Source organism: Stakelama portus, assembly GCF_003171655.1.
Classification (GTDB): domain Bacteria; phylum Pseudomonadota; class Alphaproteobacteria; order Sphingomonadales; family Sphingomonadaceae; genus Sphingomonas; species Sphingomonas portus.
Genome location: NZ_QFZL01000007.1, coordinates 152,283 through 175,216 on the forward strand (window position 1 = coordinate 152,283; position 22,934 = coordinate 175,216).

Below are 22,934 nucleotides of genomic sequence, written 5' to 3' on the forward strand. Positions count from 1 at the left end.
ACGGGTTCGGACGCGCATTCCAGGTCCGTGGAAAGCGCCTGCCCTCTGCGCGCCCGGCATTTACCCCACCAGTTTCGCGACCTGTTGGACCGCGAGCACGATGAACAGGATTGCCGAACCTGCCAGCGTCACATTCGCGATCACGCCGTTGCGCGCATGCGCCGGCAGGCGCTCCGAATTGTTCAGCAGCAGCAAGGTGATGGCGAGGAACGGCATGAAGAGTGCGCCGAACGCCCCGTAAATGATGACCAGCAGGAAGGGGCGATCCGCAAACAGCAACACCATCGGGGGAAAGGTCAGCCAGGCAAGATAGAAGCGATAGGCGTTGCTGCCTTCGTGCCCGCCCTCTTCACGCCCTTTGAGCTGGTACCACCAATCAGAGAAGAACAGGCTCATTCCCTGCCACACGCCCAGCAGCGAGGAAACGGAGGTGGCGGCAAAGCCGATCAGGAACAAGGTGGCGATCGCCGCACCGAACCGCGCCTCGAGCACGCCCGAAAGGCCGAGCAGCCCCTGGTCGCTGTCCTGCAGTGCGATACCGGCGGAGTGCAGCAGCTCGGCACCCACGATCAGCATGGCGATGACGAAAATACCCGTCACGATGTAGGCGACCGAATTGTCGACGCGCATCATCGGCAGCCACGGCGTGCCGCGCCAGCCCTTCGCCTGTGTCCAATAGCCATAAGCCGCAGTGGTGATCGTGCCGCCGACCCCGCCGATCAGTCCCAGCGTGTAGAAGAGCGAATGTTCGGGCAGGGTAAAGGTCATGCCGTAGGCGAGATCGGGCAGGCTCGGCGCGACGAGGATCGCCAGCCCGACCATGATGACGAACATCGTCCCGACGAGCAGCTTCATCACCGTCTCGAAGGTTTCGTACTTGTTGAACCAGACGAATATGAAGCCGAACAGGCCCGCGATGATCGCCCAGACGCGCAGCGACAGGCCGGGGAACAATGCGGTCAGCGGCAGCGCAGTCGCGCTCATCGCAGTAGCCCCATAGATGAAGCCCCAGATGATCACATAGATGCCGAAATACCAGCTGGTCCATCGGCCCAGCGAGCGCCAGCCGGCAAGAATCGTCGAACCTGTGGCAAGGTGATAGCGGGCCGAACCTTCCGACAGCGCGATCTTTACGATGCATCCGACAACCGCCGCCCACAGCAGCGCATAGCCAAAGCGCGACCCCGCGATCAGCGTGGCGACAAGGTCGCCCGCACCAACCCCCGTTGCCGCGACAACGATACCGGGGCCAAGGTGGCGCCACATCTTGCCGCGCGTCGGCGGCGCCTGCCCGGCATCGGGGCCGTTCGGATCGGCCGCATCGTCGTGCTGGATGATTTTGCCGGTGTTGCTCATGATCTCGCGCACCCCATTTTCGCTCGCTGCATGCGTCGGCTTAGAAGCGGAAGCTCAGCCAGACGGTTGTAAAGAAACTGTCGACATATCCGGCCCGGTCGAACACCTCGCGCGCGATCAGATATTCGGTGCGGGTACCCAGCAACACGCGCGGTGTAATCGTCCAGCGGGTTTGCAGGCGCGGCATGTCCGCAACCCTGTGACCGGCGACTGCCTCGGTCCCGGCATAGGGCCGGTTTATCGGCGCATAGACCGCATCATTTTCGACCGGTCGGAAACTGAACTGATATTCCAGATCCACTTTGAACCTGTCGAACGGCTGAAAGCTGAATCCCGGCGTCACGGCGAGCAGGTTCGTCGGCGTAAGGGCGATCTGGTAACTGAAGGAGCTATTGTTGCCATAGGGTGTTTCGGCCGTGCGGAGCGTTCCTGTGCCGCCCATTCCGCCGCCGCCGCTGCCATAGTCGAACCGCACGCCGACCGAAGGCGCCGTGCGCGCTTCGCCCAGTCGATAGCGTTGCGCAAGGAACAGCGACCAGGCCGAAATGTCGCGCTCGCCATAGGAACCCGACTGATGATTTACGTTCCAATCCACCGTCAGGCGGCCGATCGAGCCCCATAGCCGCCCGCCATAATAGATTCGTTCTTCGCGCGCGACGCTCGGCCCCCAGCGGAAATCATCCTGCCGCAGCCGCCAGAGGAAAGGGTCGAAGAACAGCCGCGACCCGCCGAACGCACGCTCCGGCACGACGAAGCCCAGATTGACGCCGCTGAAGCGCGTGCCATCGTCGCTCGGATCATCGCCCAGCCCCTTGCTCCCGAGATCGGTGAATTCGAAGTCGAAGATGCCGGCGCGGACTTTCGATCCGTTCGCCCAGGCGCGGATGCCGTTCACCGTGAAGCGGATCGAATTAAGGTCGCGCGTGCCGATCATCAGCGACGAACCGTCGGTGAATTCCTGCCGTCCATAGCGCGCACCCAGTTCGATGCCGCCGACCGGACCGGACACTTCGACAAAGGCCTGCTGGACGACCAGTGCATTGTCGAAATTGGTCTTCCGCGTCGTCAGGTTGATGCCGGACAGCCCGCCATGGGCAAGCTCGCCATAGAAGCGGACATGGGGCCCGATATGCAGGTCCGCACCCCCGAACAGCCGCAACCGGTCGCGGCGTTCGGTCGGCAACGCGACCTGACGGGTATTGGTGAGCAGATCGGAGCGAAACCGCGCCTCTCCGGACAGAGTCAGATAGATATCGCCATCGGCATTGATCGGCAGATATTTCAGCCGGTCGAGAAAGTCGTCGCGATGATCGGCCTGGGCCATCGACCGCCAATCCTCGCCAAAGCGCGATGCGGCATATTTGCCGGTGACTCGCGGTTCGCCGAGTGCTTCGACCGGATAGCGATCGCCTGTCGCCGCCGCCGGGGTGCCCCCCGTCGCTTCGGGCGAAACCGGCGCCTTTGTTGCCTCGTTCTGGACGGTGCCCGGCTGCTGCGCTGCGGCCGGCGGATCGGACGGTTTCGCGCTATCGGAGGCGGCAAATGTCTGACCCTGGATCCCGAATGCCTGGGGGGTCGCGGCGAGGGCGGAGGACGCGCAGCAGCATCCGGCGATCGCCAATATGGCGGCTCGTTTCATGGCATTACCCCTGTATTCGTGAAGGTCCCTGGCGGGACGTTCGGCGCGGCTGACCGGGCGACGCGCCGCCTATTCGGCCGGCTCGGCAAGCTCCGGCATCTGGTCGATCCGCGGCAGTTCGCCGGCGGTGGCGGCCTCGAATTGTTCGCGATCGAAACTGCCTTCCCAGCGGCTCACCACGACGGTCGCCACGGCATTGCCGATGAAGTTGGTCAGGCTGCGGCATTCGGACATGAAGCGGTCGATCCCGAGGATCAGCGCCATGCCGGCAACCGGTACGCTCGGCACGATGGCGAGCGTTGCGGCCAGGGTGATGAACCCCGCGCCGGTGACGCCCGCCGCGCCCTTTGACGAGATCATCGCGACCGAAAGCAACGCGATCTGGTCGCCCAGCGACAGATGGATACCGGTCGCCTGCGCGATGAACAGGGCAGCCAGCGTCATGTAGATATTGGTGCCGTCGAGGTTGAACGAATAGCCGGTCGGCACGACCAGGCCGACGACCGATTTGGGACAGCCCGCCCGTTCCATCTTCTCGATCAATGAAGGAAGCGCGCTTTCGGAGCTCGACGTGCCGAGAACCAGCAGCAATTCCGCCTTCAGATAGGAAATCAGCTTGAAGATGGAGAAACCGGCCATCCTCGCGACCAGCCCGAGGACCCCGATGACGAAGATCAGGGCCGTCAAATAGAATGTCGCGACAAGGCCCGCGAGATTGGCGAGCGTACCCACCCCATAGGCCCCGATCGTGAAGGCCATGGCACCAAAGGCACCGATGGGGGCCGCGCGCATGATGACCGCGACGAATTTGAAAACGATCGTCGAAATGTCTTCCAGAGCGGAGAGTATCCGGTCTCCCGCCGATCCGACCAGCGCAAGGCTTATGCCGAACAGGATCGATACGAACAGCACCTGCAGGATCGAACCGGCGGTGAGCGCCGAGAACATGGTGGCGGGGATGATCCCGAGCAGGAACGCAGTGATCGAGCTTTCTTCGGCCTTGGCGGCATAATCGCTGATCGCGGCACTATCGAGCGTGGCCGGGTCGATGTTGAGCCCGGCACCGGGCTGAACCACATTGGCAACGATCATGCCGATGACGAGCGCGATGGTGGAGAAGAAGAAGAAATAGGCGAACGCCTTGCCCGCCACACGGCCGATCTTGGACAGATCGCGCATCCCGGCGATCCCGGTCACGATCGTGAGGAAGATGACCGGGGCGATGATCATCTTGACCAGCTTGATGAAGCCATCGCCGAGCGGCTTCATCGCCTCGCCCGTCTCCGGCAGGAAATGCCCGAGCAGCACCCCCGCGATGATGGCGGCCAGCACCTGCACATACAGCATCTGCCACCATTTTTTCGCGTTGGGCGGCGTGGCAGGCTCGGCAACATGTTGGACGTGTCGCATTTTGTTCCCCTCTCAACCTCGCCCGGTACGCCGGGTCTCAGAAAGCCGCCCAATGATGTCGCGGCCGGTTATCCTTCAAGAAATTGCACGCGACCGCAGAACGTCACAGAAAAAATGCGCGGCTAGTTTTTATAATTTTTACAATAGTATAAGCGCCAAGCACAGAAGCCTGTGTGTCATTTATTGGACACGTTCAGGCTTTCGGGTGCAAGAATATGCCCATGCCGGTCCGTCCCGAATCGAAAACCCTGTTCCGGCGAAGCGCCCTGGCGGCGGTGCTGCTGCTGTTCGTCATTCTGGCCGGGTGGCTGGCCGGCGCATTGGCCAGCGGGATCGCCGAAGACACCGCGCGCGCGCGCATCGGGACCGAAGCACGGTTGCGTGCCGCCCTGCTGGACAGCGAAGTCGCGCGTTTCCGTCTGCTCCCCTTCCTGCTCGCCAACGATACCGATGTGCACCAGGCACTGCGCATGGGAGCGTCCGCCCGGCGCGCGCTCGACGCGAAATTCGCCCGCCTTGCCCACGACACCGGCGCGGGCGCCATCTATCTGCTGGATCCCGATGGCCTGACGATCAGCGCCAGCAATGCCGGAACGCCGATGAGTTTCGTCGGCAAAAATTATGCGTTCCGCGCTTATTATCGCGAAGCGAAGGGCACGGGATCGGGTCTGGATTACGCGGTAGGGAATGTCAGCGGACGGCCGGGAATGTTCCTGTCGCAACGGACCCCGTCGGGCGGCGTTGTCGTCGTGAAGCTCGAGTTCGCGAATATCGAAACGGAATGGGCACGCGGTGGCGGAGTCACTCTGGTCGAAGATCCGGAAGGTACGGTGCTCGTCACCAGCGATCCGCGCCTGCGTTTTCGCGATGATGAAGGCACGAACGATGCCGTCCTGCTCGCCTCTCTGCTGCCCGAACAACAGATCGCAGCGACGGTCCCCACGGATATCGAAAATTGGCGATTGGTCCATTCCGAGCCTCGGGCAAACGCGCTCGGCGCGGTGGTGCCGATTGCGCGTTCGGCCGGCGCGCTGGCGGCACTTTCCTTTCTGGCGCTAGGCTGGATCGTCGTCGCGCGCCGCCGGCGGCGTCTGGAGAAGGAACGCTTCCGGATTGCGCGTACTGCGGAACTGGAAGCCGTCGTGGAAGAACGCACGAGCGAACTTCTGCGCGAGATGGAAGAGCGCAGCGCGTCCGAGGAACGCGCCGCCGAACTGCGCGAAGGGCTGCGTCAGGCCAACCGTCTGGCAACGCTCGGCCAGGTGACCGCTGGGCTGGCGCATGAAACCGCACAGCCTGTCGCCGCCATCCGGACCTATGCGTCCAGCGGCATGACATTGTCCGAACGCGGCGATGTGGACGGGGCGAAGGAGAATTTCGCCGCGATCGCGCGTCTTGCCGATCGGATCGGCCGGATCACCGTCGAGTTGCGCAATTTCTCCCGGAAACGGACCGGCCAATTGACCGATGTCCCGCTGGACGACGCCATTTCGGGCGCGCAGCTGATCCTGAAGCAAAAACTGCGGCCGATCGCGCTGGACATATCGCCCGATATCAGGGGGGTGCTGGTGCGCGCGGGGCGGGTTCGGCTCGAACAAATCCTCGTCAATCTGTTGCAAAACGCCGTTGAGGCGCTCGCGGATACCGATAGACCGAGAATAGCCATCTCCTTCGCCCGCACTGATGACAGCGTCTTGCTGACGATTGCCGACAATGGCCCCGGCCTTTCGCGCAGCATGGCCGAAAAACTGTTCACGCCGTTCGCCTCCGAACGCGAAGGCGGCCTTGGACTGGGCCTGGTTATCGCCCGCGACATCGCCCGCGACATGGGGGGTGATCTGACCCACCATGTTGCGAACAGCGGTGGTGCCGCATTCGAACTCATGCTCAAGGCCGGCGGGAGCAGCACATGACGGACGCGACGCCGGTTCTGCTTGTCGACGATGACGATGATCTGCGCGCCTCGCTCGCGCAGATGCTCACGCTTTCCGGCTATGACGTGCGGCAGGCACGCAATGGCCGCGAGGCGCTGCAAAAGCTGGAACGCGATTTCGCGGGCCCGGTTATCACCGATGTCCGCATGCCGACGATGGACGGCATCGAATTGCTTGGCGAGGTTGCGAAAGTGGATCCCGACCTGCCGGTGATCCTGCTGACCGGCCATGGCGACGTCGCGATGGCCGTTGCCGCTTTGAAGTCGGGCGCATGGGATTTTCTCACCAAGCCGTTCGATCCCGACGAACTGACGCGGGCGGTCGACAGGGCTGCCGACAAACGCCGCCTGACGATTGAGAACCGGACGTTGCGGGCCAAGGCGGCCGAAGCGGCACTGGCCTCGCCGATCATCGGACGAACACCCGCGATCGAGCAGCTTCGCAATATGCTCGCCGCGCTTGCCAGGACGCCGCTCGACCTGCTGATCGAAGGCGAGAGCGGGACCGGCAAGGACCTTGCCGCTCGAACCCTGCACCATAGCGCGAAGTCTGCGCGAAAATTCGTGGTGATCCCCTGCGCGGCGATCACCGACACGATGGTGCTCGACGCATTGTTCGCGCCCACCGGTCCGGTCGCGGGTGCGGAGGGCGGCACCTTGCTGATCGACAATCTGCACCGCGCAAGCCCGTTGCTGCAATCGCGGCTCGCGGAGTTCGCCGAACGGCGGCTGATCGGCAATCTCGACCGTGGCCAGGCCAGGCCGATCACGTGCCGGATCGTGGCGACTGTGACCGGCGATGATGATCTATCCCAGCTCGACCCCGCGCTGATCCATCGCATCTCGGGCATGAAAGTGACGCTTCCGCCCCTTCGCGAGCGGCGCGAGGACATACCGCTGCTGCTGACCCATTTCCTCGAAAACAGCGCCCGGTCGCACGGACGCGATGTCTTCCGGCCCGATCATGCGATTCTGGATCGGGCAATGACACACCGATGGCCCGGTAATATTCGCGAGCTGGAGGCCTATGCGGAAAGGCTTACGCTCGGCCTTGAAACGGAGACAGCATCGCCGTCCGAACAAGGCAGCCTCGCTTCGCGGGTCGATGCCTTTGAACGCGCGCAGATCGTTGCGGCGCTCGCCGCGACGGACGGGAATATCGTCGAGACGATCGAACGCCTCGGGCTTCCGCGCAAGACATTCTACTACAAGGCAAGGCGATTGGGCATCGAACCTGGACAGTTTCGCAAGGCAAATTGAAGAACGCGGTTTGTGCGCCGGCGCGGCGACAATGCGTGGCTTTGAGCCGCGCCGGAGCGCAAGTCTTCCGCGTAATATCCTGCAGCCCGGCGAAGCGACCGGCGCGGCCGGACGGATCATCGCGATGGATCAGGGCCGGATCGTCGCCAGCGGCACGCACGCCGAACGGGTCGAGCGCGGCGGCCCCTGCACCCGGCTCGCCGCGCTGTATCGACCCACCGCCTAGGAAAGTGCCCAGCCTCCATCGACGGGCAACAGCGCGCCGTTGATATAGGAAGACGCCGGGGACAGCAGGAACAGGATCGCGGCTGCGATTTCCTCGGGATATCCGGCGCGCCCGGCTGGAATGCGCTCGAGACCTTTGGCGATCGCTGGAATGGAGAAATAGGGGATTGTCCGCGGCGTAAGCGTCATGCCGGGCGCAACCGCATTCGCGCGGGGTTTGCCGCCGAACCGAGTCGCAAGATAGCGGGTATAGCCCACCACACCGGCCTTGGCCGCCGGATAGAAGGACGAAATCGCGCCGCCGCCGCCCATATAATTGCCGGCGATCGAGGCCAGATTGACAATGCTCGTTGCCTGCTCGGCCTGCGTTTCAAGCCAGCGCATGGTAACGAGCTCCATGCTGCCAAGCGCGATTTCCAGATTCTTCACGAATGGGCCACCGGCAGTGCTGGGCGGGCCTGCGTTATTGACGAGGTAGCGACAGGTTCCGAACGCAATCGTTGATTTCCACGCCGCCTCGATCGCGTCCGGGTCGGTAACGTCAACGGAAAGTGCAATTGCCTTCCCGCCGAGTTGCTCGACTTCCTTCGCCGTTTCCTCGGCACCCGCCATATTGATATCCCAGATCGACACGGCGAGTCCCGACTGCGCTGCCGCCAGAACAGTGGCCTTGCCAATGCCGCTGCCACCGCCGGTTACCGTCACGACCTCATCGGCTTTGAAACCGAGTGCGCGCATGTCGAATAGCGGGCCGTGGGTTTGCATTTCCTCATCCTGTGCCGGCATTTTGCACCTGTCCGTGTTGAAGCGTTATAATTTTCGGTGCCTATCAGGTAGGTCGCAATCATTGGGGCACGATACCCCCAAATGGGGTTGGATGCGGCGGCTTGCGCAAAGCACGTCCGCACGGAGCGCGACATCGCAATTCCCGTTTCGCCGCGCGCAAGCCTGCGTCTCTTGAAACCGGGCGTCTCTTGAAGACGGGCGACACCGGCCAAACCACGCTGTCTAGGCGATCGCCTTTCCCTGCGCCGCCATGATCCGATGCGCCTGCGCGCCGATCGCGGCGGCGATCATGCGATAGCTCTCGCTCCATGCCGCGCCGCGCCGCCACACGGCTGCGATCGATCGCGACGCGGACCATCCGGCAATGTCGAGCCGCCGGACCATGTCGGTGCCGCCCACTTCCGAGCGGAGATAGAGTTCGGGCAGGATCGCAAGGCCGATCCCCGATCCCGCCATCTGGCGCAAACTGTCGAGGCTGGTCCCTTCATAATCGCGCAACAGCTCGGCATTGAGCTCGCTGCAGATTTCCGCGGCCTGGCGGTGGAAATGGTGGCGCGGGTCAAGGCTGAGCACGCCTGCGCCGGCCAGATCGGCCTTGCGCAGCGCGGCCTTGCGACACAGCGGATTATCGGGTGCCGCCACCAGCCCCAGCGGCTCGCGGAACAGCGGCTCGATATGCAGGTCGGACCCGCTGACCGGCAATGGCGCGAGCAGCATGTCGAGCGCACCGCGACGCAGGTCGGCCAGCTGCTCGTCGGGAATGCCTTCGCGCATGAAGAATCGCATATCGGGATGTTCGGCGTGCAACGATGCGACCACCGCCGGCATCAGATAGGGGCCAAGCGTTGGCGTAACCCCGAAACGGATCGCACCGGCCAGCGCGGAAACGCTGCGCTGGGCCATGCCGCGCAAATCATCGACTCCGATCAATATCTGGCGCGCGCGCTGGGCGATCTCCCGCCCCAGCGGCGTCATCTGCACCTGGCCGTCGCCGCGTTCGATCAGCACGACGCCAAGCCGCGCCTCCATCGTGCGGATCTGCTGGCTCAGCGTCGGTTGCGACACATTCACCGCGCGCGCGGCACGGCCGAAATGCTTCATATCGGCCACTGCCACCAGATATTCCAGCTGTCGCAACGTCGGCATGGCGGCGCCCCTTTCGATAGATAAAATCTATCGGAATACGGCATTGCTTTCAATTGGCCCTTTGCCGCCATCTGCCCCAGATTATGTCCAGCGCGCCCAACCAATGTGACAGTAAAAAAAGGAGCCGCGGATGCAGGAACGCCTCGAACAGCTGAACCAGCGCCATCGCCGCCTCAATCGTCTGATCGACAATTGCCGCGCGGCGAGCCGCCAGGAAGAGATGAAGACGCTCAAGCGCATTCGGCTGCGGCTAAAGGATGAAATCGCCCAATTGCGACGCCGGGTAGCCATAACCGGCTGACCCCCGAGGTGCGGTACGGACACCCTCCCCCTTTGCCGTGCCGCACCTCTCCTCGCCATGCCTGATATGCCCCTTTGGCATGTCGGGCGAAAACGGCCCTTTACGCGCCGGACCGGCGACCTTATGATACATTATATCATTGGAGGTCGCCCTGTTTTCCCCATCGCTCCGTCGTCAGGACTGGATCGAGCGTATTGCGCTCGGCGGTTCGCTGCTCTGCCTCATCCATTGCCTTGTGCTGCCGCTCGCCATCGCGCTGCTCCCCGCGCTCGGCGATGCGGCGCATCTGCCGCATACCACCCATCGCTGGCTGCTCGCCTTTGTCGTTCCGGCGACCGGGCTGGCATTGTTTTCCGGCCTGCGGCGCCATCGCCGGTTTGCGCCTGTCGTCACCGGTCTGATCGGGATCGCATTGCTGGCGATCGCGGCGTTCCCCTTGCTCGAAACCCGCTGGGAAACATTGCTGACCGTCGCCGGCAGCCTGATCATCGCGACGGCGCATCTCGCCAACTGGCGGATGCGGCACCAGTCCGGACCGCCTGCCCGCTGCGACTATGCCGCGCCGGACGAACCGCAAGGCTGATCGCGACTTCCTTCCTCTGGTATGGCCTCGGCGCCCCCTTGACCAGCTCGTGACCTAGTGACTCTGCTGCGCCTTCCAGCTAGCGGTATGGCAAACAAGGAGAGGACATCATGGCCGACGCGCGCGAATTCGACCTGATCGTTTACGGCGCCACGGGCTTCACTGGCCAGCTCGTCGCCGAATATCTGATCGAAAACTATTCGGACGGAAGCCTGAACTGGGCGATGGCCGGCCGGTCGCTGACCAAGCTGGAACAGGTGCGTGGCGAGCTAGGCGCACCGTCCGACATCGCGCTGGTCACTGCCGATTCGAGCGATCCGGCGGCGCTGCGCGACATGGCCCGCCGCACCAAAGCGGTGCTGACCACGGTCGGCCCCTATCAGCTCTATGGCAGCGATCTCGTCGCCGCCTGCGCCGCATCGGGAACCCATTATGTCGATCTGAGCGGCGAGCCCGCCTGGATGCGCCACATGATCGACGCGCACGAAGCGACAGCGCGCGAAAACGGCGCATGCATCGTCTTTTCCTGCGGATTCGACTCGATCCCCTTCGACCTTGGCGTCTGGGCCGTCGAACAGGCGTGCATCGAACGCTTCGGCAAGCCCGCCCCGCGGGTAAAGGGGCGCGTCAAATCGATGAAGGGCACTTTCTCCGGCGGCACCGCCGCCAGCGCGCGCGCCACCATGGCGGCGGCGGCCCGGGATCCGTCGATCCTCAAGCTGATGATCGACCCCTTCGCGCTTACCCCCGGCTTTACCGGCCCCGAACAACCCAAGGGCATGATGCCGCATTATGACGATGCGGTCGGCGGCTGGGTCGCGCCGTTCATGATGGCGACGATCAACACCAAGAACGTCCATCGTTCGAACTTTCTCGCCGGCAACCCCTATGGCGCCGATTTCGTCTATGACGAAATGATGATCGCCCCCGGCATCGGCGACATGGCCAAGGCAGCGGCCGAGGCGATCGCCAAAGCCTCGCCGATCGGCGGCGAGGACGGCCCCAAGCCCGGCGAAGGACCCAGCCGCGAAGAACGCGAAACCGGCTTTTACGAATGCTGGTTCATCGCCGAAATGCCCGATGGCACATCGCTCAAGTCGGTCGTCAAGGGCGATCGCGATCCCGGCTATGGTTCGACCTGCAAGATGATCACCGAATCCGCGCTCTGCCTGATTCAGGACGGCGCGGCAAAGCCCGGAATCTGGACCGCCGGCGGCCTGATGCCCGAAAAGCTCGCCAAACGGCTCGCCGAAAAGGCCGGCGTGACGATCATGATCGAAGGATAAGTGCGTGCCGGGTTACGGCCGGAGCATCGGTGGATGCGGCAGGGGCTTTTTCCCGCCAAAAGGCCGATGATTTTTACTAGCTATAAGTGTTCACTGCAGCACACGGCAAACTTCTTGTCGTTTAGGCAGTCATTGTGCAGCGCGATATTTCTCACGCGGTAAAATTTCGCTTCCATCAAAGAAAAAATGGCGGTCTAAACAAGTTGCGGGACGGGGGTCCCGCTATCTTGATGGGGGGAAATGTGAAAAAACTGCTCTGCGTCGCCATGCTTGGCGGCGCGTCTATGAATCTTGGCGGCTGCGCCACGGTTCTCAACGGCACCAGCCAGCCTGTATCTTTCCGTTCGGAACCGCCCGGCGCCGATGCCGCGCTCATTAACGGCATGCACTGCACGACGCCGTGCCAGTTCAGCATGAAGCGCGGCCACGATTCGAGCGTCACACTGACATTGGCGGGATATGAGCCGGTAACGGTTTACATGCAGAGCCGAACCGGCGGCAGCACTTTCGGGAACGTCCTGGCCGGCGGCATTATCGGCGGCGTGATCGACGGCAGCAACGGTGCTTCGAACCACCTCTATCCCAACCCCGTCTATATCAAGCTGGCACCGGTGGGATCGCGGGAGCCGGCGATGTTGCTCGACAAGGACGGCAAGGTCATCAGCACGGTCGACGAATATAACCTCACGGTCGAAGCCGATGTCCGCAAAGGCTTGGAAGAGCAGGGCTATTTCCCCATGGGATCGGGCAACAGCCAGTAATCCGAACATCGTTGGGAAGAAGGGAAAGGGCCTTTGCCATGCAGAGGCCCTTTTCGAATCGCAGGCAGTAACCGGGCTGCGTCGCTATCGATAGAACAACAGCATCAGCGCCAGCGCGGCGACCACCAGCACCGGCACCATAATCGCCGTCATCCGGTTGCGCCGCCGCCGCTCATCGGCATTGAGCGCGCCGAGATCGACCCAATAGCGTCCCGGCGGCCCCTCACGCACGACCAGCACCGCGCGCAGCCGTATGAACGCGCGCGTCTCCATCGGGCGTTGCGGGGAAAAGGCGACGGCGTCTTCCGGCCCGATCGCATGCTGCGCCAGGAAATAGGCAATGATCCGCCGTCGCGCCCGCGCCCGTGCCGCCGCTGCAATCGGGGCCACCGATCCGCCGATCATCGCCATTGTCCGTGCTTCCTCACCCCACGATCAGCCGCGGCAGCATCATGTCCGCGCCGACCACCGCCGCCAGCGCAATCGATCCGCTGATATAGAGCGCCAGCCAATGCCGGCCACGCAATCGCTTGCCGCGCGCCGCCGCCCACACCAGCATAGCGAGCAGCAATGTCACCACGATCGGCAGCGTCCACGCGCCGATACCCAGCGCCTGCGAAATCCGCATCTCGTCATTGGGATTCCACAGCGAAACGACCATCGCCATCGCACGGCACACAAATGCGGCGAGCACGATCAGGAACCCCGTGACGCTGCGCCCGATCGTCGCCCACGCCACCAGCGCGATGGCAATTGTTGCAACCGGCCCCGCCGCCGACATCAGCATCGCCTGCGCCGCGTCGGGCGCCACATCGCCGACCGGACGGACATGGTTGAGTCCGATTTCGACCGGAAAGCCCAGCGCCAGACCGGAAAGCGCATGCGCGCCTTCGTGCAGCAGAAAGGTGAGGACCAGAATGAGGAAGAAGCGAAGGCCGAACTGAATCATCAACACCCCCCTTGGTGTATTATTACGATAACTCAGCTCGCCACCGCTGTCACCCCATCAGCGTTTACGCCCCTGATGGCGGATATTCGCCGGACGGCCACGCCGCTTGATCACGCGTTTGGGGGCCCCCTTGCCGCCTCGCGCGCCACCGCGCCCCGGTCCACCCGCCGAACCCTTGCCGTCGGGCAATTCGAACCGCAGCGCGCCCGACACCGGATTTGCTTCGACCAGCTTGAGCATCAGCCGCTGGCCCAGCTTGAATTCCTCGCCGCTATCCTCACCGACCAGCCTTTTGCCCGCTTCGTCATAGCGGAAATATTCGCGGCCCAGATCGCGCGCGGGGACCAGGCCGTCGCCGCCAATCCCGTCGACCGTTGCGAAAAAGCCGAAATTCTGCACCCCGGTGATCCGCGTTTCCATGATCGTGCCGACATGTTGCGACAGATACGCCGCGACATAGCGGTCGACGGTGTCGCGCTCGGCCTCCATCGCGCGGCGTTCATGCTGGCTGATCGTCTCGCCGATCCGCTCCATCCCCGCTGCTTCTTCCCTGGTCAGCCCGCCGGGACCCAAATTATAGGCGTCGGTCAGCGATCGATGGACGATCAGATCGGCATAACGGCGAATGGGCGAGGTGAAATGCGCATAGCTCCCCAGCGCCAGCCCGAAATGCCCGCTATTTTGCGGGCCATAATAGGCCTGGGTCTGGGTGCGCAGCACCTGCTGCATGATCTCTTCGCGCCCGTCATGCTCCTTCACCTTGTCGAGGATATGGTTGAAGGTCGAAGGACGGATCACCTGACCCAGCGCAAAGTCGATGTCGAAGGTCTTGAGATAGTCCTTCAGCGCGACCAGCTTCTCGCGCCCCGGCGGCTCATGGATGCGATACATGACTGGCGCCTTGCGCTCTTCCAGCGCCTTGGCCGCCGCGACATTGGCGGCGATCATATAATCCTCGACCAGCTTGTGCGCATCGAGCCGCTCGCGCGGCGCAACCGACAGGATGCGCCCCTGTTCGTCGAGCACGATCCGCCGCTCGGGCAAATCGAGGTCGAGCGGCCCCCGCCGGTCGCGCGCCTTGTTGAGCGCCCGCCAGCATTCCCACAGCGGCACCAAAGCGGTTTCGACGAGTTCGCCGGACACGGGCGAACCCTCCCCGTTCGTGTCGAGCGAAGTCGAGACACGCTCGCGTCCCGATTGCGGCGCGTCCCTCGACTGCGCTCGGGACGAACGGCTTTCCCATTCATCCATCGCCGCCTGCGCGTCCTCATAGGCGATATTGCCCGCCACCCGGATCACTGCGCGGGTAAAGCGCCAGCGCTTCAGATTGCCGTCCTTGTCGACCTGAAGGTGACACACCATCGCCGCGCGATCGACGCCTTGCTTCAGCGAACACACATCCGCCGACAGCACCTCCGGCAGCATCGGCACCACCCGGTCGGGGAAATAGACGCTGTTGCCGCGCTTCTTCGCTTCCTTGTCGAGCAGCGAACCGGGTCGGACATAGAAACTGACATCGGCAATCGCGACGATCGCCTTCCACCCGCCGTCATTCTTCGGATCATCGTCGCGCGCGGCCCAGATCGCATCGTCATGATCGCGCGCATCGGCGGGATCGATCGCGACGATCGGCAGATGGCGCAAATCCTCGCGTGCGCCCTTTTCGGCGCTCGCCTTTCTGCCCTCCCCACCACCGTTCGTGTCGAGCGCAGTCGAGACACCACGCGCATCCTTTGCGGCACGTTCCTCGACTGCGCTCGGGACGATTTTGCCCAGCGGCTGCTTCGCCACCCGCTCGGCTTCGGCGATCAGTTCGTCGGAAAAGACATGCGGGATTTCATGCTTGTGAATCGCGATCAGCGAAAAGCTGCGTGGCTGAAACGGATCGCCCAGCCGTTCGGTAACCCGCGCCGTAATCCGCGGCGGACGTCCCGCCTTTTCGGCCAGCACCAGATCGCCGACTTCCGCCCCGCCCGCATCGGACACCGGAAAGTCGCGCCGCTCCTTCTTCTCCACGCCCTGCAGCCACAGCTTGCCGCCCTCTTCATGCAGCACGCCCAGCATCAGCGCCGCACCGGGCGCGAGCTTCTTCATCGGATGCGCGATCCAGCCCTTTCCGGCCTCTTCGGTCCGCGCCAGGATGCGATCGCCGACGCCCAGCGCCGAACGCTTGCCGCGTTCGCGCACCCGCACGCGCGGCTCGGGAATGCCTTCGGCCTCCCAACGCTCGGGCTGCGCCCACACCGCGTCGCCATCGATATCGACGATGCGCAGCACCGTGACCTTGGGCAGCCCGCCCATCTTGTGGAACGCGCGGCCCGGCGCACTGTCGATCAGCCCCTCATCGGCCATGTCCTTGAGCAGCGCCTTGAGCGCGATCTTCTCCTGCCCCTTCAGGCCGAACTCGCGCGCAATCTCGCGCTTGCCCGCAGGTGTGTCGCTGTTGGTGACGAACTCGATGATCTGCTGCCGCGTCGGCAGGCCGGAATTTTTGGGCATCCGCCAGATGTAGGGATGCGCGCGCAATGCGTCACGGGGAAAGCGTGTGGACAACGCGCGACCGACACCTAAGCTGGCTTGATGCTCACCTTATTGGCCTTGTCGCTCATCGCTTTGCAGGATCGACCTCTGACGCAACTCCCGTCGGCCGCGGGAGAGTGTCGTTGGGTCCATGGTCGCCTTGGCGTGTATATGGGGGCTTCAGCCTATCGCATCTGGGTTGTCGGCACGACGCGGATGATCTCAATACCCAGCCACCAAGGCGAGGATTCCGGCGATCTACCCGAACCGCTTGCGCGCGCCTGGTCGCAATGGCGGGATCAAACCGGCAATACGCAGGTCGATAGCCTGATTTTCGCGGACTTCAGAGTTTGCGCCGTGCAGCGCGACATGCCGGGGCACATGCTCCCAGCGCGGATCACTGCAGCAAGAAATTACGTCTTCAGACAGCGATAGCAGCCCGAGCACGGGGCCAGGAAAAACCCCTGTCCTACACGCCCCGTTCCACGCATGTTCCGCTATACTGTGCGCCTCACGCGGGCGCGCGTGCGGGCGCATCCGCGCGCATATTGGCGCGAACCGGTGCGAACTTTGCACGGAAATACGTGGTTTTTGGGAAAGGGCACATCGGTGAAAGGACATGCCTTGCGTCACGCACATACCAACACCGGCCCCGTCATCGACGGGACCGGTCCAGCGGGTTCAGCGGCAATAGCGGACGCGCACCGTGCGGCGTTCATAGCGATCCCACACATTGCGGATCGTGCAGTTGCGATAGCGATTCTGCCGATAATGGCGGCGCGCATATTGGCCGTTGGCCGGATAATAGCCGTGGCGGCGATAATAGCGGCGATCGCGATCATAGCGGCGATCGTAGCGACGGTCATAACGGCGATCATTATTGTTGTCGGCAAGCGCGGCACCGATCACGATGCCCGCAATCCCGGCGACGATCGCAGTTCCGGCATCATTATTGTGATGCCGGTCATAGTGGCGATAGTGTTGCGCCTGGGCAGGCGCGGCAGTGGCGAGTGCGGCGGCACCGACAGCGGTGGCGATGCCTGCCTTGGTAATGAAATTGGTCATATTCGGTCCTCCTGGGTTCGGTGCGCAGTCAAACATGCCGGTGCAATGGCAACACGGCACGGAGCGCCAAGAGTTTGAATAGTATAATAAATGCCCTGAACTGGCAGGTAATGACGCGTTCATCGCAGGTTTAAGCGGAAATCCGGGGAGATAATTGTGCAATATTGGCTGATGAAATCCGAACCGGAAAGCTATAGCTGGGACGATCTTGTCCGCGACGGCGGCACCGAATGGGATGGCGTCCGCAACGCCGCTGCTGCGCTGCATCTCAAGGCGATGCAGGTCGGCGACCGCGCCTTTTTCTATCATTCCGGCAAACAGAAGGCCGTTGTCGGCACGATGGAAATCACCCGCACGGCGCAGCAGGACGGCCCCGAGCCGCGTTGGGTATCGGTCGCGGTAAAGCCGCTCGACGCTCTCGCGCGACCCGTAACGCTGTCGGAAATTCGCGGCGCACCCGCGCTCGCCGCGCTCGAAATGCTGCGCCAGAGCCGCTTGTCGGTCAGCCCCGTCCGCCCGGCGGAATGGGAAGCGATCCTGGCATTGTCGGGGATCTGATCGTCGGGGAATCAGCGTTAATTCTTGCCCAATATCGGCCGCTGCCTGGGGCGCGCTTTCTATAATTTCTCCAATGCCCTGAATTTTATTTGGAGAAACCGCCATGAAACTCGCTCTTGTCGTTGGTGCTTCCGCCTCTCTCCTTCTCGCAACGGGCGCGATCGGAATGGCGGGCGTGCATTGGGAATATTCCGGCGAAGCCGGGCCGGACCATTGGGCCGAACTGGCGCCCGAATTCGCCCTATGCGGCGCCGGACGGATGCAGTCGCCGATCGATCTGGGCACGCCCAGCGCCGAAGCGCATGTCGAAGTGGTCGCGGGCTATCGCGCGGGTCCGCTCAATCTGGTCAATAACGGCCATACGGTGCAGGTGAATTTCCAGCGCGGTTCGCGGCTGGTGAGCAGCGGCGACAGCTATGACCTGCTGCAGATGCATTTCCACACGCCGGCCGAACATGCCGTGTCGGGCAAACGCTATCCGCTCGTCGCGCATTTCGTCCATCGCGACACCAGCGGCCAGCTCGCCGTGCTCGGCATCTTCTTCGAAGAAGGTGCCGCCAACCCCGAACTCGCCAAGATCATCGCCAATGTGCCGCATGATTCGCACGACGCGCACCATTTCGGCGACATCGCGTTCGATCCCGACAATATCGTGCCGCACGATCTGAAAGTGTGGCGCTATATGGGATCGCTGACGACTCCGCCGTGCAGCGAAGGCGTGAACTGGCACGTCGCCGAACAGGTGATGACCGCGAGCCGCGAACAGATCGAAGCGCTCCACGCGCTGATGGGCGACAATGCGCGCCCGGTGCAGCCGCTCAACAATCGCCTGCTGATCCGCGGCTGACGCGGCACGATCCGCGCCGGACGGGCACGCTCCCGAACGGCGCGGATTTCGGCCGGAATGGAAAACGGGCAAGCGAAGATAGTCAGACGGATTATCGATAATCAATAAATGTCTTGCCGATGTGAGGCAGGTTGTATATATCGTTTTTCGATAAATATCTTATCGGAGATCAATATGCTCGCCCCGGAAGCAACCGATTTGCCGCTGCGCATGCTGCGCGGGCTACTGCTTCTCTTTCTGCTGCTCATCGGCATCGCGATACTGGCAATGGCGCTGATCACCGCCGCCGCCGGCATCGATCATGACGTCATGGTCGAAATCGCCGGGCCCGCCCGCAACATCGCGTCGACCAGCGCCTTTGCCCTGTTCGCCGCGATCATGGCGTGCGGCATGGTGCTGCTGCTGCTCGCGGTAACGTTCGTCCGGCACTTGCTCGCGATTCTGGATTCGGTGGGTGCGGGCGATCCGTTCATCCCGGCAAATGCAAAGCGGCTCGATGCAATGGCGCGCACCATGTTGGCGATCGTGATCGGCGGCTTCGCGCTGGAGATGTTCGCCCGCTGGCTTGAAGCCCGTTATGCGTTTGGCGTCAGCGTCGACATCGGCAATCCGGCGGGCGGATTGATGCTGGTTCTGGTGCTGTTCGTGCTGGCACGCGTCTTCGCCCATGGCACCGCCCTGCGCGAAGATCTCGAAGGCACCGTATAATGCCGATCCGGGTGAAGCTGGACGACATGCTGCACGAACGAAGGCTGACGCTGTCGGAGCTGTCGGCGCGAGTCGATATCACGCTCGCCAATCTCTCGGTCCTCAAGACCGGAAAGGCGAAGGCGATCCGCTTTTCGACGCTGGAGGCGATTTGCCGCGAACTCGACTGCAAGCCCGGCGATATCCTCGACTATAGCGCCGAGGACTGAACCGCCCGCGTCGCAGCAATCCCGAACCTGCGGCAGCGATGCCGCAGGTCCGAACGAGATTACGCCGCGTTCTTGGCGCGGCTGGCGCGCTTGCGCTCGTGCGGATCGAGGTGGCGCTTGCGCAGACGGATCGTCTTGGGCGTCACTTCGACCAGTTCGTCATCGTCGATATAGGCGATCGCCTGTTCGAGCGTCATTTTCTTCGGCGGTGTCAGGCGGATCGCATCGTCCTTGCCCGACGAGCGGATATTGGTCAGCTGCTTCGCCTTCATCGGATTGACTTCAAGGTCATCCGTCTTGGCGTTCTCGCCGATGATCATGCCTTCATACAGCGCTTCGCCATGCCCGACGAACAGGATGCCGCGCTCTTCAAGGCTGTTGAGCGAATAGGCATTCGCCTCGCCGGTGCCGTTCGAAATCAGCACGCCGTTCTTGCGGCCTTCGATCTGGCCCTTGTACGGGCCATATTTCTCGAACAGGCGGTTCATGATGCCGGTGCCGCGCGTGTCCGACAGGAATTCGCCGTGATAGCCGATCAGGCCACGCGAAGGCGCCGAGAAAGTAATGCGCGTCTTGCCACCACCCGACGGGCGCATGTCGGTCATTTCCGCCTTGCGCAGGTTCATCTTCTCGACAACCGTGCCCGAATGTTCGTCGTCGACATCGATGACGACGGTTTCATACGGTTCCTCACGACCATTTTCGCCGTCGCGGAACAGCACCCGCGGACGGCTGATGCCAAGTTCAAAGCCTTCACGCCGCATCGTTTCGATCAGCACGCCCAGCTGAAGCTCGCCGCGACCGGCGACTTCGAAACTGTCCTTGTCTTCCGATTCGGTGATCTTCACCGCGACATTCGATTCGGCTTCGCGGAACAGTCGGTCGCGGATCAGGCGCGAGGTCACCTTGCTGCCTTCGCGGCCAGCCATCGGGCTGTCATTCACCGCAAAGCGCATCGACAGCGTCGGCGGATCGATCGGCTGCGCCTGGATTGGTTCGCTGACCGTGGTGTCGGCAATCGTGTTCGCCACAGTCGCGACTTCCAGGCCCGCCATCGAGATGATGTCGCCGGCCCGCGCTTCGTCAACCGGAACGCGTTCGAGCCCGCGGAAGCTCATCAGCTTCGACGCACGGCCGGTTTCGATGACATTGCCGTCCATGTCGAGCGCGTGGATCGGCTGGTTCACCTTGACCACGCCCGACTGGACGCGCCCGGTGAGAATGCGACCGACGAAATTGTCGCGATCGAGCAGCGTCACCAGGAACGTGAACGGTGCCTCCTGATCAAGGCTGGGCGGCGGAACATGGCCGACAATCTGTTCGAACAGCGGCTGCAGCGTGCCCTCGCGGATATCGGGATTGTCGCCGGCATAGCCGTTGCGTCCCGAAGCGAAGAGCACAGGGAAATCGAGCTGGTCTTCATTCGCGTCGAGCGACACGAACAGGTCGAACACTTCGTCGAGCACTTCCTGAGCGCGCGCGTCCGAACGGTCGATCTTGTTGACGACGACGATCGGGCGCAGGCCCAGCGCCAGTGCCTTGCCGGTCACGAACTTGGTCTGCGGCATCGCGCCTTCGGCAGCGTCGACCAGCAGGATGACGCCGTCGACCATGCTGAGGATACGTTCCACTTCGCCGCCGAAATCGGCGTGGCCGGGCGTATCGACGATGTTGATCCGGGTTTCTTCGCCTGCCGGGGATTTCCACACGATCGACGTCGGCTTGGCGAGAATCGTGATCCCGCGTTCCTTTTCCAGATCGTTCGAATCCATCGCGCGTTCTTCGATGCGCTGATTGTCGCGAAAGGTGCCGGACTGGCGGAAGAGCTGGTCGACGAGCGTGGTCTTGCCGTGATCGACGTGGGCGATGATCGCCACGTTGCGAAGGTTCATGCGAATTTCCTGATTGCCGCTTCAATGCGGGATTGCGCGCGCCCATAGCGGAAATGTTGCGGCGCGGGAAGCAGGGAATGTTGCCGCCTGTCTGGTACAGCTCTTCTGAGCTGCTACTTGAACGGCCCATTGTGAAGGTCGGCGAAGATGCGATCGAGTGCGCGGCGCATCGTTTCGTTCCAGCCAAACGAACGACGAACCCAGTCCTCATTCTTCAAAGCAATATGGCCGAGCCTGTGGCATACCAGCGTGGTGGCCACTGCCGTAGCAGCACCCGCAGTGGTTGCTGCAACGATCCCTAGAGTTCCCGCCGCCGTGCCAGCATTGATCGTTGCAGTACCGATGGTGGCGACCATGCCAGACGAAGCGGGAGAACGCCGAATGACGTTGAGCGCCGCGACAAAAGCGCGTCCGAGGTTTCGAACGGTCTCGGTAAGCTGGCGGGATCGACGATTATTGGGATCGGGCTGGTTCGGCGCAAGGTCGGCCGCCGTTCGTACCGCGTCCTCGGCGCTTTCGGTAAGTTCATCCGCCTGCTTGAACCACTCGACAATTTCGATCGCCTGATCGGGCGAAACCTGCGCCTCGACAGTTTCAGGCCCGAAGCGAGCCTCGTCACGTTTCGATAGCGCCGGGTCCAGCCCCACCAGAAGATTGTGGGTTGCAACAATGTCCCCCAATGCCAGCAGCGCGGTATCCTGTATCGGGGGCAGGTTACTGTCCGGGTCGGACGCTTCGCGAATTGCAAGTTCGCGGCGCAGCGCATCGCCTCGCGCGATCAGTTGCCCCGGACGCAGTTCGTCGATGCTCGATCCAAGCGCGTCGCCATATCGCTCCAGAGCACCGCGCGTCTGGGCGGCGGAATTTCCGGAACACGCGCTGATCGCCCGGGTCAGCGCCTCTCGCACCTCCGCATGCCTGTCGGCCGCCTCCGGATCGCGGGAAATTTCGTCGTTGCCAGCGGAAAGATCGAGATCGAAACGGCCATCGGAATTGATGGAAAACACGGGCGATAACGGGTTTTGCGGTTCAGGTCCGAAGGAGTCCTCTTGGGCGTCCACAACCCACCTGGCAATTTCGGCATTCACATCGCCCGGATCGCGATCCCAGAACGCCTTGTCGGCGGTGGCGATGCGCAGCAGGATTGCGTCGTCTGCGTCCAGCGGCAAGCCGAAGCTGTTGGGCGACGCTTCCAGACGGCGGTCATACCAGCCGGTCCAGAACCGTGCATTGGGGTCACTGTCGAACAGGCGCGTGGCGAACTGGCGCCGCGCTTCGACGAATCTTAGGGGAACTTCGACGCCCATCCAGAGCGGGGTTTTGAGAAGCGACCGCGCGTCCGGTTCCGCCGCACGCTCCAGCAAGTCCGCTTCGTCGGAAATCACTCGCCAAAGAAGTTCAGCGGTGGCGTCGGCGGCTAAGTCGGCGGCGAAGTCGGCGGCGAAGGCGGCGGCGAAGGCGGCGGCGTCGGCGGCGTCGGCGGCGAAGGCGGCGGCGTCG

The 22,934-nt window shown here is 63.0% G+C and carries 22 protein-coding genes; 11 read left to right on the forward strand and 11 right to left on the reverse strand.

The window, feature by feature from the left end; translation table 11 throughout:
- Positions 1-60 precede the first annotated feature (60 nt).
- The 3 genes from DKB74_RS16815 to DKB74_RS16825 all read right to left on the reverse strand — a co-directional run bounded on the left by DKB74_RS16815 (position 61) and on the right by DKB74_RS16825 (position 4,405).
- A complete protein-coding gene (locus DKB74_RS16815) occupies positions 61-1,356 on the reverse strand; it encodes an Nramp family divalent metal transporter (RefSeq protein WP_109809345.1) in 1,296 nt (431 codons plus the stop codon).
- Between the two features lie 40 nt (positions 1,357-1,396).
- Positions 1,397-2,995: an alginate export family protein gene (locus tag DKB74_RS16820; protein WP_109809346.1), complete on the reverse strand. Its 1,599-nt coding sequence runs from the start codon at positions 2,993-2,995 to the stop codon at positions 1,397-1,399.
- Positions 2,996-3,064: 69 nt separating this feature from the next.
- Positions 3,065-4,405 carry a dicarboxylate/amino acid:cation symporter gene (locus tag DKB74_RS16825; protein WP_109809347.1) on the reverse strand — a complete coding sequence of 447 codons (1,341 nt, stop codon included), beginning with the start codon at positions 4,403-4,405 and terminating at the stop codon, positions 3,065-3,067.
- 221 nt (positions 4,406-4,626) lie between these two features.
- On the opposite strand from DKB74_RS16825, the gene DKB74_RS16830 reads away from it, so the two are divergent.
- Genes DKB74_RS16830 through DKB74_RS16840 form a run of 3 tightly spaced genes read left to right on the forward strand, consistent with a single transcriptional unit; the run spans position 4,627 to position 7,824 of the window.
- On the forward strand, positions 4,627-6,318 hold the full coding sequence (locus DKB74_RS16830; RefSeq protein WP_109809348.1) for a sensor histidine kinase: 1,692 nt from the start codon (positions 4,627-4,629) through the stop codon (positions 6,316-6,318).
- Positions 6,315-7,598, forward strand: a complete 1,284-nt coding sequence (locus DKB74_RS16835; RefSeq protein ID WP_109809349.1) for a sigma-54-dependent transcriptional regulator — start codon at positions 6,315-6,317, stop codon at positions 7,596-7,598. Before DKB74_RS16830 ends, DKB74_RS16835 begins: the two co-directional genes overlap by 4 nt.
- A 31-nt stretch (positions 7,599-7,629) precedes the next feature.
- Positions 7,630-7,824, forward strand: a complete 195-nt coding sequence (locus DKB74_RS16840; RefSeq protein ID WP_109809350.1) for a hypothetical protein — start codon at positions 7,630-7,632, stop codon at positions 7,822-7,824.
- Here the strand turns inward: DKB74_RS16840 and DKB74_RS16845 are convergent.
- Both DKB74_RS16845 and DKB74_RS16850 read right to left on the reverse strand, forming a co-directional pair.
- Positions 7,821-8,588, reverse strand: a complete 768-nt coding sequence (locus tag DKB74_RS16845; RefSeq protein ID WP_161956894.1) for an SDR family NAD(P)-dependent oxidoreductase — start codon at positions 8,586-8,588, stop codon at positions 7,821-7,823. The two genes, DKB74_RS16840 and DKB74_RS16845, sit on opposite strands and share 4 nt — an antisense overlap.
- Before the next feature lie 243 nt (positions 8,589-8,831).
- Positions 8,832-9,755: a hydrogen peroxide-inducible genes activator gene (locus DKB74_RS16850; RefSeq protein WP_109809352.1), complete on the reverse strand. Its 924-nt coding sequence runs from the start codon at positions 9,753-9,755 to the stop codon at positions 8,832-8,834.
- A gap of 130 nt (positions 9,756-9,885) precedes the next feature.
- Between DKB74_RS16850 and DKB74_RS16855 the strand changes: the two genes are divergently transcribed.
- From DKB74_RS16855 to DKB74_RS16870, 4 genes are all read left to right on the forward strand, one after another.
- On the forward strand, positions 9,886-10,056 hold the full coding sequence (locus tag DKB74_RS16855) for an HP1242/YdcH family protein (protein WP_109809353.1): 171 nt from the start codon (positions 9,886-9,888) through the stop codon (positions 10,054-10,056).
- A gap of 139 nt (positions 10,057-10,195) precedes the next feature.
- Entirely contained in the window at positions 10,196-10,639 is a 444-nt protein-coding gene (locus DKB74_RS16860; protein WP_161956895.1) for a MerC domain-containing protein, read from the forward strand.
- Positions 10,640-10,749: 110 nt separating this feature from the next.
- Complete coding sequence (locus tag DKB74_RS16865; RefSeq protein WP_109809355.1) at positions 10,750-11,925, forward strand: saccharopine dehydrogenase family protein; 1,176 nt, start codon at positions 10,750-10,752, stop codon at positions 11,923-11,925.
- 134 nt (positions 11,926-12,059) lie between these two features.
- Positions 12,060-12,686, forward strand: a complete 627-nt coding sequence (locus DKB74_RS16870) for a hypothetical protein (protein WP_145961037.1) — start codon at positions 12,060-12,062, stop codon at positions 12,684-12,686.
- A gap of 84 nt (positions 12,687-12,770) precedes the next feature.
- Here DKB74_RS16870 and DKB74_RS16875 read toward each other — a convergent pair whose 3' ends face one another.
- From DKB74_RS16875 to DKB74_RS16895, 4 genes are all read right to left on the reverse strand, one after another.
- Entirely contained in the window at positions 12,771-13,097 is a 327-nt protein-coding gene (locus tag DKB74_RS16875) for a hypothetical protein (RefSeq protein ID WP_109809357.1), read from the reverse strand.
- 13 nt (positions 13,098-13,110) lie between these two features.
- Positions 13,111-13,635, reverse strand: coding sequence for a zinc metalloprotease (locus DKB74_RS16880; protein ID WP_109809358.1), 525 nt, complete (start codon positions 13,633-13,635; stop codon positions 13,111-13,113).
- Positions 13,636-13,692: 57 nt separating this feature from the next.
- On the reverse strand, positions 13,693-16,134 hold the full coding sequence (locus DKB74_RS16885) for a ribonuclease R family protein (protein WP_109809383.1): 2,442 nt from the start codon (positions 16,132-16,134) through the stop codon (positions 13,693-13,695).
- Between the two features lie 702 nt (positions 16,135-16,836).
- Positions 16,837-17,220, reverse strand: a complete 384-nt coding sequence (locus DKB74_RS16895; protein ID WP_109809360.1) for a hypothetical protein — start codon at positions 17,218-17,220, stop codon at positions 16,837-16,839.
- A gap of 156 nt (positions 17,221-17,376) precedes the next feature.
- On the opposite strand from DKB74_RS16895, the gene DKB74_RS16900 reads away from it, so the two are divergent.
- The 4 genes from DKB74_RS16900 (at position 17,377) to DKB74_RS16915 (ending at position 19,542) form a co-directional block, all read left to right on the forward strand.
- Complete coding sequence (locus DKB74_RS16900) at positions 17,377-17,778, forward strand: EVE domain-containing protein (RefSeq protein WP_193504492.1); 402 nt, start codon at positions 17,377-17,379, stop codon at positions 17,776-17,778.
- A 103-nt stretch (positions 17,779-17,881) separates the two neighbouring features.
- The gene (locus DKB74_RS16905) at positions 17,882-18,625 is read left to right on the forward strand and encodes a carbonic anhydrase (protein ID WP_239987574.1); all 744 of its coding nucleotides are present in this window, start codon (positions 17,882-17,884) and stop codon (positions 18,623-18,625) included.
- 174 nt (positions 18,626-18,799) lie between these two features.
- A complete protein-coding gene (locus DKB74_RS16910) occupies positions 18,800-19,333 on the forward strand; it encodes a DUF2975 domain-containing protein (RefSeq protein WP_161956896.1) in 534 nt (177 codons plus the stop codon).
- Entirely contained in the window at positions 19,333-19,542 is a 210-nt protein-coding gene (locus DKB74_RS16915) for a helix-turn-helix domain-containing protein (RefSeq protein ID WP_109809363.1), read from the forward strand. Before DKB74_RS16910 ends, DKB74_RS16915 begins: the two co-directional genes overlap by 1 nt.
- Positions 19,543-19,601: 59 nt before the next feature.
- On the opposite strand, the gene typA is transcribed toward DKB74_RS16915, so the two are convergent.
- A complete protein-coding gene (gene typA / locus DKB74_RS16920; RefSeq protein WP_109809364.1) occupies positions 19,602-21,434 on the reverse strand; it encodes a translational GTPase TypA in 1,833 nt (610 codons plus the stop codon).
- A gap of 113 nt (positions 21,435-21,547) precedes the next feature.
- A partial coding sequence (locus DKB74_RS18790) for a hypothetical protein (protein WP_161956897.1) occupies positions 21,548-22,934 on the reverse strand: 1,387 nt, incomplete at its 5' end.

What these genes read in the sequence shown, in the direction of transcription:
- DKB74_RS16875 (WP_109809357.1), bottom strand. Translation starts at nt 13,097, where the DNA reads ATGGCGATGATCGGCGGATCGGTGGCCCCGATTGCAGCGGCGGCACGG.
- DKB74_RS16865 (WP_109809355.1), top strand. Translation starts at nt 10,750, where the DNA reads ATGGCCGACGCGCGCGAATTCGACCTGATCGTTTACGGCGCCACGGGC.
- DKB74_RS16850 (WP_109809352.1), bottom strand. Translation starts at nt 9,755, where the DNA reads ATGCCGACGTTGCGACAGCTGGAATATCTGGTGGCAGTGGCCGATATG.
- DKB74_RS16830 (WP_109809348.1), top strand. Translation starts at nt 4,627, where the DNA reads ATGCCGGTCCGTCCCGAATCGAAAACCCTGTTCCGGCGAAGCGCCCTG.
- DKB74_RS16885 (WP_109809383.1), bottom strand. Translation starts at nt 16,134, where the DNA reads ATGCCCAAAAATTCCGGCCTGCCGACGCGGCAGCAGATCATCGAGTTC.
- DKB74_RS16845 (WP_161956894.1), bottom strand. Translation starts at nt 8,588, where the DNA reads ATGCAAACCCACGGCCCGCTATTCGACATGCGCGCACTCGGTTTCAAA.
- typA (WP_109809364.1), bottom strand. Translation starts at nt 21,434, where the DNA reads ATGAACCTTCGCAACGTGGCGATCATCGCCCACGTCGATCACGGCAAG.
- DKB74_RS16910 (WP_161956896.1), top strand. Translation starts at nt 18,800, where the DNA reads ATGCTCGCCCCGGAAGCAACCGATTTGCCGCTGCGCATGCTGCGCGGG.
- DKB74_RS16825 (WP_109809347.1), bottom strand. Translation starts at nt 4,405, where the DNA reads ATGCGACACGTCCAACATGTTGCCGAGCCTGCCACGCCGCCCAACGCG.
- DKB74_RS16855 (WP_109809353.1), top strand. Translation starts at nt 9,886, where the DNA reads ATGCAGGAACGCCTCGAACAGCTGAACCAGCGCCATCGCCGCCTCAAT.
- DKB74_RS16915 (WP_109809363.1), top strand. Translation starts at nt 19,333, where the DNA reads ATGCCGATCCGGGTGAAGCTGGACGACATGCTGCACGAACGAAGGCTG.
- DKB74_RS16815 (WP_109809345.1), bottom strand. Translation starts at nt 1,356, where the DNA reads ATGAGCAACACCGGCAAAATCATCCAGCACGACGATGCGGCCGATCCG.
- DKB74_RS16835 (WP_109809349.1), top strand. Translation starts at nt 6,315, where the DNA reads ATGACGGACGCGACGCCGGTTCTGCTTGTCGACGATGACGATGATCTG.
- DKB74_RS16895 (WP_109809360.1), bottom strand. Translation starts at nt 17,220, where the DNA reads ATGACCAATTTCATTACCAAGGCAGGCATCGCCACCGCTGTCGGTGCC.
- DKB74_RS16840 (WP_109809350.1), top strand. Translation starts at nt 7,630, where the DNA reads ATGCGTGGCTTTGAGCCGCGCCGGAGCGCAAGTCTTCCGCGTAATATC.
- DKB74_RS16880 (WP_109809358.1), bottom strand. Translation starts at nt 13,635, where the DNA reads ATGATTCAGTTCGGCCTTCGCTTCTTCCTCATTCTGGTCCTCACCTTT.
- DKB74_RS16820 (WP_109809346.1), bottom strand. Translation starts at nt 2,995, where the DNA reads ATGAAACGAGCCGCCATATTGGCGATCGCCGGATGCTGCTGCGCGTCC.
- DKB74_RS16905 (WP_239987574.1), top strand. Translation starts at nt 17,882, where the DNA reads ATGAAACTCGCTCTTGTCGTTGGTGCTTCCGCCTCTCTCCTTCTCGCA.